Origin of the sequence: Pseudoalteromonas shioyasakiensis (genome assembly GCA_013391845.1) — a bacterium.
GTDB lineage: Bacteria > Pseudomonadota > Gammaproteobacteria > Enterobacterales > Alteromonadaceae > Pseudoalteromonas > Pseudoalteromonas apostichopi.
Window position 1 is genome coordinate 2542741 of record CP058414.1, and the last position, 12651, is coordinate 2555391.

A 12651-nucleotide genomic window follows, 5' to 3' on the forward strand; every position below is an offset into this window, starting at 1 on the left:
AAAAAACGACATTAGCAAATGTCATAAAAGCACAAAAAAAAGGATTGCAACTGCAATCCCTTTTTATGATCTAAATAGATGTAAACTTACTTTTTAGTCGCCGCTTTTTTCTTAGGCGCTTTCTTTTTACTCTCTTCTACCCATTTTCCATTTTGGTAGTGAGCAGTCCAGCCTGTGGCTTTGCCATCTACTTCACTCATTACATACTGCTCTTTATTTTTACGGCTGTAACGTACAATTGAAGGATTGCCATCAGGGTCTTGTGCCGGCGCATCGGCAAGATAGTAAAACTTTTCAGAAATGCGGTCTCTGAAGCGTTTTAACTCTTCAACTTTAGGCGCACGCGTTTCACGTGATTTAGGGAAGGTATTTGCAGCTAAGAAAATACCCGATGCACCATCACGCAGTACAAAATAAGCTTCTGATTTTTCACACTCTAGCTCAGGTAAATGAACTGGATCTTCCTTCGGCGGTGCAGCTTCACCATTTTTAAGTAACTTACGAGTATTTTTACACTCTTCATTACTACAGCCAAAGTACTTACCAAAACGACCTGATTTTAACTGCATATCTGAACCACATTTATCACATTCAATAATGGGGCCGTCGTAACCTTTAATTTTAAAGGTACCTTGTTCAACGATATATCCTTTACACGCAGGGTTGTTACCACATACATGTAATTTGCGTGTTTCATCGATTAAGTATGAATCCATTGCCGTTTCACAGATTGGACAACGCTTCATTTGCATCAGTGATTCTGTTTCGACGTCTTCAACATCTGCAGCAATTGCTTCATCGCCTGGCACCAAGTTCATAGTTGTTGTGCAACGCTCTTTTGGTGGCAGGTTGTAACCCGTACAGCCTAAGAACACACCGGTTGATGCAGTTCGGATACCCATCTTGCGACCACAGGTTGGACAATCGATGTCGGTTTCAACCATTTGATTTTGGCGCATACCGCCGTGCTCTTCATCACCTGAGGCAACTTCAAGCTGGGTTGAAAAATCCGCATAAAACTTATCTAGTACTTGTGTCCAGACACGTTCACCTTCTGCGATATCATCCAGACGACCTTCCATCTTAGCGGTAAAATCAAAGTTCATTAGATCTTCGAAGTTTTCAACTAACCGGTCCGTAACAATCTCACCCATTTTTTCAGCGAAGAAACGACGGTTCTCAACACGCACATAACCACGGTCTTGAATTGTTGAGATGATAGATGCATACGTTGAAGGACGACCGATACCACGCTTTTCTAATTCTTTAACTAAGCTTGCTTCACTAAAGCGTGCTGGTGGCTTTGTAAAATGTTGTTTAGGGTCTAACTCTACTAGCGTGAGTACATCACCTTCTTTAACTGCAGGCAGTGACTGATCTTCTTCGTTTTTCTTACGAACAGCTGGCTGAACTTTTGTCCAACCGTCAAAGCGAAGCACACGGCCTTTTGCTTTTAATTGATAATCACCCGCGCCAACCGTTAAAGTTGTTAAATCGTATTCTGCAGGGACCATTTGGCAAGCAACAAACTGACGCCAAATTAGTTCATATAACTTTTTAGCATCGGCCTCAACACCATCTAAATGACCAGATAACACAGTGACACTCGAAGGACGAATCGCTTCGTGAGCCTCTTGTGCATTGCCTTTAGAACTATAGCTGATAGGTGCTTTAGGTAAATACTTTTCACCAAATTGCTCAGTCACGTAATCACGACACATTTCAACGGCATCTTTCGATAAGTTAGTTGAGTCGGTACGCATGTAAGTAATGTGGCCAGCTTCATACAAGCGTTGAGCCAACATCATCGTCTTCTTAACACCATAACCTAGGCGCGTACTTGCTGCCTGTTGCATGGTTGAAGTAATAAATGGTGCACTCGGTTTACTCTTGCTTGGCTTTTCTTCAACACTAATGACCTTGTAGTCAGCTTTTTCAAGTTGACTAACGGCAGACATCGCCTGCTCTTCATTAACTGGCTTAAAAGGCTTGTCAGCGTGTTTGGTAACTTCTAACCTTAAAGCTGCTTCAGTATTTTTTACATCAGCGTGGACATCCCAAAACTCTTCAGGAATGAATGCTTTAATCTCACGTTCGCGTTCAACGAGTAGACGCACCGCGACAGATTGAACACGACCAGCTGATAAGCCACGAGCAACTTTTGCCCATAATAGCGGCGACACCATAAAACCTACAACACGGTCAAGGAAACGACGTGCTTGCTGCGCATACACCATATCAGTGTTTAGTTCGCCCGGTGTTTCGAATGCCTGTTGAATAGCATTTTTCGTAATTTCGTTAAAAACAACTCGCTTATATTTTTCAGGCTCGCCACCAATAATCTGTTCGAGGTGCCATGCAATGGCTTCCCCTTCTCTATCCAAATCGGTTGCGAGATAGATTTTATCTGCATTTTCAGCAAGTTTTTTTAATTCTTGAACAACTTTCTCTTTGCCTGGCAAGACTTCGTAATGTGGCTCCCAGCCTTTTTCAGGATCAATACCCATGCGGGCAACAAGATTTTTATAATCGCGTTGCTTTTTGTAGGCAGCTTTTTCTTCTGGTGACATTTTTCGAACTTCAGCAGGCGTTTTCGTCGCTGCAGTTTTCGTTTTGCCTGAACCTGAAGTTGGTAGATCACGCACATGCCCAACACTGGACTTTACGATGAAATCGTTACCTAAGTATTTATTAATTGTTTTTGCCTTTGCTGGAGACTCTACAATTACAAGTGATTTGCCCATAGCTGCCTATTTCTGACCGAATATTTTAAAAGTTTTTTGCCCTTATAAATGTATATCCATCACATTAAACAAATAAGTATGATTTTTTAACATTGGAGCACGAATATTTATAGGTATATCTACAAACACCAATTGTTACAAGCTTTTAATCGAAACTTTTCTTCATTGACTGAATAATTAAACAATTTTTGTTGCTAATTTAGTCAATGTGGCGTTTTGCGGTAATTTCAAGGGGAATATATAGAACAGCAACAAAAATGCCAACCTTCTGGTTGGCATTTTTTTAAATTTAAACAAATAACTACTTATTAGCCATCATCAGTAATTGCAATTCGAGCAGTTGAAATGTTGCCTTTTCCAGTTGTAAATTCAACAGTTAAAAAGCCTTCAGTTTTACCATTTCTTTCTGACTCTCGACTTATTGATAAAACTTCTCCAAACGCTGCTGTCGCAGCTGAATTTCGAAGCTCAAAGCCATCAGTGCCGCTGTATTCTCCATTATCTGCAGTTACTGAAACACTGGTCCCTGCAGGCATTGGATTATTAAAAATATCAGAGTAATAAACTGCAAAAGTTAATGCGGCTAATTCAGTACCAGAATCAGCAGTTGTAATGTTTATATTTCTCACATCACAATAATTAGTATCAGCTGTTTCCTCTAAATCGAGAACAAACGCACCTTTTACATCAGCTGCAGGAAAACGTCGGATTGGATTACATTCCTCAATATCCCTAGCAAGTTGCATTGCATTATCTGTGAAAACTGTAGGATCATCTTCAGTTGTTTCAGCAAGAGCATCAGCAAATCGGCTACGCAGCTCATTTTTTGTAACTACAAATCGACTGTACGCAGTACTACCAGACATAATAATTTCAAAAGAATCTCGAATATCAACTAATTCTTTAGTACATAGGCTTTCAAAAGTATCACCATCTGTTGGCGTTGTTGCCTCTGACTTACATACTAAACCATTATATTTTCCATCCGCTAGTGTATGCATGCCATTAAGGTCAATATCCCAGCTTTCTTCGAAGAGTCCGGCATTCGTATTTTCTGGACTACACGGATCATCAGTAGCACCTTCTTGACAATTTTCAGCAGCCTTTGTCACTGATGCAGTAACTGGGTCGTAAATTGCTGCTAAACCATCATAAAAACCATTTTCATTATGATCGATAAATGCTTCTGTCAGGTCATAGCCACTGTAATATTCGTTGGTGTCAAAACGGCCGTTACCATTAATGTCGATGAATGACTCTTGACCTTTTGCTGTGACAAGTACTGTGGCACGGCCTCCTAGCGGTACGCCATTTTCATTGAATGCAGCGTTTAAAATACCTGCCATACAAGGCGCTGCGGCTCCAAAGTAAAGGTCACAGTTAATTGCATCAGTTTTTGGATTAATGCTGTTGATTCTGTTACCCCACTTAGCTTCTGTAAATGGTTTTGGATTTTGTGAACGCCACTGGGCAACACATTGTCCATCAACTGTATTACACTCAAGCTGAGGGTTAAACTCTGTGCCATCAATTGTTCCTATAGCACCACCTTCTGTTGTTAAATATACAGATGTGCCATCAGGTACAGGATTATTAAAATGATCTGCAAGATAAACGTTAATTTCCTCAAGAACACCGTTATAATTTAATGCTTCGACATTAAAGTTTGTTGGGGCAGCCGTAAAACTATTACCATCAGGTAAACCTGAACTAATTGAAACAAGATCAGATACGGTTGTTATTTGCTCATCTAATGAAACTAAAGAAAGCTGACCTGTTGGACATGAAACATTGTTATCTCGCTCAGATTCATCAAGAAGGCATTCATCATAAAGCTCTTTCCAACAAGTTACATTATCGTTTTGGTTTTCAGGAATCAGTTCATCTGGTATATAGCACGCTTGTACGCGAACAGCTTGAGGTACAAAGCCTGAATTAACTTGAATTCTTGCTAAGCCCTCTGAATCTGTAGAAACACTTGCATGCGAATAACCTGTCGCATCTGTTACTTCAGAAAGTGAAATGCCACCATTAGTCGAGCTCAAACGAAAATCTAATCGCTTTTGTTTTGCCGTATTACCAATTTCGTCAGTTAACTTAAATGTAAGTTGACTAATTTCTTTGCGAGATACACCACCAGTCCCTTTTAGTGCAATTACATTCTCGGTAGCTTCAACAAACTCAATCGAACTTACAGCTGCGGCCGATACTGGCACATTCACTGAAACAACTTTTGGTGTTCCCCCGGTAAGGACTGTTGCTGTGACCGTATCACCTTGTGTTGTGTTACAGCCGTTACTTCTATATGTTGCAGTTGCAATACCGCTAATACTCGTTGCGGTGTCATCCATAACAGCGAGGTCAGATTCAACGCAACCAGATGTAAACTCAACATCTAATGGCGTTACAAACAGCTCACCGTCAGCATCATAAATACTAACTGTAATAACCGTTGTTGCACCCGCTGCAAGTGGCACAAATTCGTCATCAATTACATTACCGGCGTCATCTACCTTGTTATATAAGCCATTTGAAATTTCTACACTTAACTCAGCAGTTGCAATTTCGAATGCTTTCGATGCAGTCACCGATTTAGCAGATACAGATACTTCACCTGCACCACTATTTGCGCCAGGTTGTAGTTTTAAAATTGCAAAACCAAAGTTGTCAGTAAGCGCTTTTCCTGATTCTGGTAATAAAGCGCCAAGATCAGTCGAAAGCTCAGCGATAATACCGTCGATACCATCACCCGAACTTGTATCAGTCACTTTTACCATAACGTCGATGAGTTCGTCAGATGAAAACTGATTTACGACGCTACACCCTGAAGCTAGGTAAGTTGTTTCAAGTGATGTTGTATTACGATTAGCCTCCCAGTTAGTTGCGCACCCTTGTAACAGCTTGATATCAAGTTCCGCTTCGGCACTTTCAACAGGGGCATCATCACCATTTGAAATAAAGCCTGCAATTTTAGTGATTGTGTTACCGCTTTCATCCGTGTATGTAGCAACTACTTGACCAGCCCCTTTAAAATCACCACTACTTAACGTTACTGAAGCTTCACCATTTGCATCAGTTAATGCAGTGCCTAATACAGGAGTGATTTTGCCTGTATAATTTGTTGTAAAAGAAATTAGCTGCCCCTGTAAAGGCTGTTCTTCTTCTAATAAGGTTGCAGTAACTGTCCCTTTATTATCTTTGCTAACAGGGTTTCCTACTGTAAATGGCGAGCCTGTGCTGTCTAAAATTGACACATCAAGAGTAATACTGCCACTAACACTTGAGTCATCTGTTTCAGAGCCATCTGATGTAAAGCCAAAGGTATCACTGAATGTTTCATCACCAACAACATAAGTAGCAGTAATAATCCCTGCACCCGCAGTATCACCCGCAGTTAGTGTAATTGACGCGACACCACCAGCATTAGTCAGAGCAGTTCCAGAAACAGGATCAAGCAAGCCAATGTCACCATCTAAACTAAAGCTTATAACTTCACTTGAAACCGCATCACCATTACTGGTCAGAGAAGCTAATATAGTTAATGGTGTATCAGATGTTACTGAGCTCGATTCTTGATCTGTGTCCTTTACGAAACCTTGAACAGCAACGACAAAACTTGGGTTATCGGTTGTACCATCATCCCCACCACCAAGTGAACCACTATCATTCTCTAATGACCCACCGCCGCCACAGGCAACTAACAATGAGCTGAAAACTATAATACTTAGCCATCGCAATAAAGGCATTGACCTCTCCCTAGTTAGCTATTTTAAAATTATTTATATATTTACCTAATATTAACCTAAAAATTAAACGAAGATCATAATTTTTTTCCTTTAAAGGCAACGAAATTCTTTAACTATTTATCGAATTTTTCTGTATAAAAATCTTCATGCTGGTAGTCTATGGCAAAATTTATAAAAAAATAGACTGGGTGTATGTCAAAAGTACGATCTTTAAGCCTTACATCTCGTATCATGGTAGGTATGGTACTGGGTGTAATCGTTGGTTTTATCTTTCAAGCCATTTTAGCGGGTGAAGACGATTTCCTTATTCCACTAGGGTTATTCTCTTTACCAATTAAAGCATTTTTCGTTGATGGAATTTTCCATGTTGGTGGTCAAATATTTATCGCAAGCTTGAAAATGCTTGTGGTACCACTGGTTTTTGTATCATTAGTCTGTGGTACTTGCAGCTTAAGCGACCCCAAGAAATTAGGACGTTTAGGTGGTAAATCAATTTTGCTTTATTTAGCGACTACTGCAATCGCTATTACCGTTGCTATTACCTTAGCGTTATTGGTAAATCCAGGAGAAGGTATCAATCTACCTTCAGATGCTAATTACAGTGCAAAAGAAGCGCCAACTCTCGCACAAGTTATCATTAGTATGTTCCCGACAAACCCTATTGATGCAATGGCAAGCGGTAATATGCTACAGGTTATTGTTTTTGCATTATTATTTGGCGTAGCGATGGCGCTTAGTGGTAAAGCGGGTCAACGAGTAGCAAATGTATTTGAAGACTTAAATACCGTTATTCTAAAGCTAGTTACTTTGCTTATGAATATTGCACCCTATGGTGTTTTCTTTTTAATGGCAAAACTATTTACTACTATAGATTTAAAACTAATAAAGAGCCTTGCATTGTACTTTGGTGTAGTTGTTTTTGCCCTACTCTTCCACGGTATTGTTAACTACAGTGTGTTGTTAAAAATGTTTACAGGTCTTAACCCTATTACGTTTTTAAAGAAAATGAAAAATGCCTGCCTATTTGCATTTAGCACATCAAGCTCAAGTGCAACCATGCCTATTACCCTAGAAACTGCTAGCAAAAAATTAGGCGCACATAATTCAGTTGCCTCATTTACCGTGCCTTTAGGTGCAACCATTAACATGGACGGCACAGCAATTATGCAAGGTGTTGCTACCGTGTTCATTGCACAAGTATTTTCTGTTGATTTAACAATTTCAGATTACTTAATGGTTATTTTAACCGCAACACTTGCATCTGTAGGTACTGCTGGTGTGCCTGGTGTTGGTCTTATTATGTTAGCGATGGTGTTAAACCAAGTAGGCTTACCTGTAGAAGGTATTGCTATCATTATTGGTGTAGACCGTTTACTTGATATGACACGTACTGCTGTCAACGTTACTGGTGACTGTATGGTGACTTGTGTAGTTGCGAAATCTGAAGGGGAATTTGATGAAGACGTATTTAACGACCCAAATGCCGCTAAAGATTTAGAAGACTATCATAAATCGATTAAGTAATTATTTACTGGCTATTTATAAGTAAAAAACCCGCTTGAACAGCGGGTTTTTTATTTTAATTTTATATTTAGCACAACCTAAGGGTTTAAGCCTTTTAAGCGAGACATTAAACTCACACCCGCTTTACTTACACCCGAACTTAAACCAATAGCTAATTTGTCACTTAAATTTTTCTTAATACGGTATTTCACTTTAAAGATTTGGCGCTCTTTAGCTTGGCTCAATAAAATGTCATCACTGGTATCAATCTTGTCAACTAAGCCTTTATCAAACGCTTGAGTTGCAAACCAGTGCTCACCTGTAGCAACAGTATCAATATCAAGAGATGGACGCTGCTTACTAACAAAGGTTTTAAATAAACCGTGAGTTTGTTCAATTTCTTCTTTGAATTTTTCACGACCTTTATCGGTATTTTCACCAAAGATAGTTAAAGTACGTTTGTACTCACCCGCTGTGATTTGCTCAAAATCCACATCATTCTTTTTCAAGATTTTATTAAAGTTAGGAATTTGCGCAATAACACCGATTGAGCCTACAATTGCAAATGGTGCTGCGACAATCTCATTGGCAACACACGCCATCATATACCCTCCACTGGCTGCTACTTTATCTATGGCAACAGTTAAATGAATTTCGGCATTACGTAAGCGCTGTAACTGTGATGCTGCAAGACCATAACCGTGAACCACACCACCACCACTTTCTAGACGAATAAGCACGCGATCTTTTTCTTTATCAGCAATAGTTAAAATAGCCGTAATTTCTTCTCTTAGGCTTTCTACTTCATGAGCATCAACACTGCCGTTAAAATCTATGACATATAAGCGCGCTTTTGGCTCGTCGCTTTGCTGTTTTTTTGCCTCGAGTTTTTGCTGCTTGTGGTGTGCTTTAAGCTCTTTCTTTGAAAGGGTGTTTTCAATAAAACTTTGCTTTAAATCGTCAAGTTGTTCACTTAAGTCATCAATTGTTATCTCACCTTTTTTAGCTTTGGGTTTCACTGCAGCGCCCATAATAATGGCAACAATCACTGCAATTGCGATGACAAATGTTAGGGTCTTGGCAAAAAATAACCCATATTCGTATAAAAATTCCAATCAAACTCTCCATTTATTAATGATTCGCCACAATTTACCACGCTTTAAAGCAAAAAAAAGCCACATGAAGTGGCTTTTTACTTAATTGGTTATTACTTAATTAACAAGGTTTCGTTTATTCAGTGACAACATCTGAGTTTGTAACCTGAAGATACTGACCACGGCTTGCTAAGAAAGTCGCGATTTGCAATTGCATTTCAGCCGTTGCTGCAGCACTTTCTTCGGCCGTTGCGCCTGAGTCAGGTGTAGCAACAGGTGTTAAGACTGAGCTGTGGTGACCTTTGGTAAATTTAACAACATAGCTCATTGCGTCCGCTGTTGGGCCTTGTGTTTGTGCAACTGTTGTTAAACCCATTAGATTAGCAAGAGGTAAACTACCTGCAATTGGATTACTCGCTACCATTGGTGGAATAACCATATCAGCATTATTGTTCGCACCATCACCGACAACTACACTCATGTAAACTGGTGTGCCAAGAGCTGCAACTGATGCTGCATAGTTAGAAGGGTCGCCACTATCAAGCGCTGTTTGAGCTGCAAATGCAAACTGAGTTACCACACTTTGAATGTTAGCTAATTTTTCGGTTTCACCAGCTACTGTTAACGAACCTATGTACTCTTTATAAGCACATGTAACATAAGCTGTTTGATTTGAAGCAAGTGAACCACAGTTAGATAATGCTTCATTTTGAGTATAAGCGCCAAACTCTGCTGACTCTGCAGTACCAGCCGCAAGTAATACAGAACCTTGTACAAAAGGACCAAATGTATTTGATTCAATCAAGAAGTTTGCAATACCACCGCCACCACTGGCAAGAGCTACACTTTTAACGTTAAACATTGGGTCAACTTGAGCTGCTAAAGGTGCATTAGTCACAGCAACAAAAGCTGGTGCAACAACAGAGCCTAATGAATGTCCTAAGAATGATACATCTTGCGCATTTAAATCAGCAGCACCAGTAAAGTTCAAGCCTAAACGCAAACCAAGCAAATCAGCTACAGACTGACGTAAACTATCACGAGCTACCAATAAAGACTGTAAATTCATGTAACTTAGTACAGAACCTGTAGAGGCATTAAAATCGTCAGTACCGTCGCCATCTACATCTACACCACGCTCACCATGCATTGGGTGATCGATTGCAGCCGTTGCAAAACCTTGCATTGTTAATTGCGCTGTAATTGCTAGCATATCTTCTTTTTTAGAGGTAATGCCGTGCTGAAGGATAACAACAGGCCAGCCTGTCTCAGGCATGCTCAATGCGTCTAAGCCAAGCTGAGCTCGCACTGCATTAATAACAGGTAAAATTGGTTTAGTAATTTGCACTGGCACATTAGCAATGCTTTGTGTTTTTGGAATTGTGTTGTACTTAGTTAAGTGTTTTGTTTGATCTAAGCCTAAATCACGTAACTTGCCTCCACTTAACGCCATACAAAGGCCATCAGTTTCGCTAATAGGATCGGTTGGGAATGAATCACCCGCTGCAGCTGCATAGCCTAAAACAGCAACACCACTGTCACAAAGCCCTTGCCAATAAGTCGCAGATAAATCATCAACCGTTTTACCTGTAGGAGTTGCTAAATACATAGGTAACATCACGCTACCTTTTTGATATTGCACCCCACCAAAAACGGGTGAAACACCTGTAATACCTTGCGATGCAAATACTTGCTCGACTGTAATAACTGGTTGCTCAGGAATTTGAACCATAGGTGTCGGCAAGGCTGGTTGCGAAAGACTCGCTGCTAGGAGTTGCTTAACTGTACCAAGCACTTGACCTGCTGACTGCATTGTCATCGCTGCTGAATAGATAATTTCATCTTTTGTGATTGCACCACCTGATGTCACTGCATCTTCATAGCTATTGATAACCGCTTGAAGTGACTTCTGTGAATCAGTGATAAGTGCTGTCTCTTCGCTCACTAACGCGTAAGTTGAAGAAGGCTCAATTGAACGTCCTTCAGAGTCCATTAATGACGTTGTTAAAACGTTAATATAGGTACTACCAGCTTTGAACGGTTTAAGTGGGATCACAGCCACAGCATCGCCAGAACCTTGAGTAATAAAGTCAACACCAAAGGTTAATTCAGACACCAATTTACAGGCAATACCCGCAGGCACTTGCGAACAAGTTTCATCTGTTTGGCTTGCGCCCATGATTACTTCAAATATACGTACTGCACCAGGAGAAGCAGCAGATGCCGTATCAAGTGAGATACCCGCAGGAAAAGTTAAATCGATTTTAAACGGAGTTTGTGTTGACCAACCATCAAGTGCGCCAAGTGCAAGTTGTGGATCAGCATACGCTGCACGTTCAACACTAACATTGTTGTCATCTAATTCACCTGGCATGTTTAAAGTGCCATCAAGAGTACCACTCATTAATAAATCATTTGGTACTGAGATCACACTATTTGCTGGGTCAAATTTTACTGTCGCGGTTGGGAGAACAGGTGGATTATCATTTTTTACATCTTCTAATGTTTCCCCTCCACCACAGCCAGTAATGGCTGACGCAATGGCTAGTGAAAGTAGCAGTTTTTTCATAATTTCGCTCCGCGCAAATCTTATTGTTATTGTGTGTTCAAGGTAAAAAGTAGTTATTCTACTACCATTATTCTAAGTTAATTTAATGTAATTGGAATATTAATAAGACATTAGACCAGTTAAAGTTAACGTAAAGTTTCGATTTTCGCCACCTTAATTTGCAATAAATTCGATAACTTGGCTTTTTGCTATGGTAAAATGGCGAAAAATCTAATCAATGGTACGTTTATGCATACTTATAAAGCCGCAGAGAATGCGCTAAAAGACAAAGTAATTTTAATAACAGGTGCCGGTGATGGCATTGGCCGTGTTGCCGCATTAACTTATGCTAAGCATGGTGCCACTGTTATTTTACTCGGGAAAACAACAAATAAACTAGAATGTGTATATGATGAGATCGTAAATGCAGGATATCCACAACCTGCTATCGTACCGATGGATTTAAAAGGTGCGACTAAACAAAACTACCGAGACTTAGCGGCAACCATTGAAATGCAGTTCGGTAAGTTAGATGGCTTATTAAATAACGCAGGTATTTTAGGATCATTAGGTCCGCTTGAGCACTTCTGCGTTTCAACCTTCGAAAATATTATGAAGGTTAACGTAACTGCGCAAGCTATGATCACTAAATTTATGTTCCCACTGCTTCGCAAATCACCAAGTGCATCTGTTATTTTTACTTCGTCAGGTGTAGGCCGCCAAGGCCGTGAACATTGGGGTGCTTATGCTATATCAAAATTTGCTGTTGAAGGTATGATGCAAACTTGGGCTTGTGAAGTAGGTAAAACCAATATTCGTGTTAACTGTATTAATCCAGGTGCTACCCGTACATCAATGCGTGCTTCTGCTTACCCTGGTGAAGATAGAGATAAATTAGCAACACCTGAAGATTTAATGCCAACTTACCTATACTTGATGAGCGATGACTCAAAAGAGGTTAACGGTAAATCTTTAGATGCCCAACAAAAGTAAGCTAATAACTAAACATAAAAAAA

The 12651-nt window shown here is 40.0% G+C and carries 6 protein-coding genes; 2 read left to right on the forward strand and 4 right to left on the reverse strand.

What is annotated here, in order from left to right; genetic code table 11:
• Window positions 1-86: 86 nt before the first annotated feature.
• Window positions 87-2744: a type I DNA topoisomerase gene (topA, locus tag HYD28_11620; GenBank protein QLE09548.1), complete on the reverse strand. Its 2658-nt coding sequence runs from the start codon at window positions 2742-2744 to the stop codon at window positions 87-89.
• 308 nt (window positions 2745-3052) lie between these two features.
• Window positions 3053-6490, reverse strand: coding sequence for a hypothetical protein (locus HYD28_11625; GenBank protein ID QLE09549.1), 3438 nt, complete (start codon window positions 6488-6490; stop codon window positions 3053-3055).
• Window positions 6491-6682: 192 nt separating this feature from the next.
• Between HYD28_11625 and HYD28_11630 the strand changes: the two genes are divergently transcribed.
• Window positions 6683-8014, forward strand: a complete 1332-nt coding sequence (locus tag HYD28_11630) for a dicarboxylate/amino acid:cation symporter (GenBank protein ID QLE09550.1) — start codon at window positions 6683-6685, stop codon at window positions 8012-8014.
• Between the two features lie 77 nt (window positions 8015-8091).
• Here the strand turns inward: HYD28_11630 and sohB are convergent, their stop codons facing one another.
• On the reverse strand, window positions 8092-9108 hold the full coding sequence (gene sohB, locus HYD28_11635; protein ID QLE09551.1) for a protease SohB: 1017 nt from the start codon (window positions 9106-9108) through the stop codon (window positions 8092-8094).
• Between the two features lie 115 nt (window positions 9109-9223).
• Window positions 9224-11656 (reverse strand): lipase, encoded by a 2433-nt coding sequence (locus HYD28_11640; GenBank protein QLE09552.1) that lies wholly within the window; start codon window positions 11654-11656, stop codon window positions 9224-9226.
• Between the two features lie 228 nt (window positions 11657-11884).
• Between HYD28_11640 and HYD28_11645 the strand changes: the two genes are divergently transcribed.
• Window positions 11885-12628: a YciK family oxidoreductase gene (locus HYD28_11645; protein QLE10547.1), complete on the forward strand. Its 744-nt coding sequence runs from the start codon at window positions 11885-11887 to the stop codon at window positions 12626-12628.
• Window positions 12629-12651: the final 23 nt, after the last annotated feature.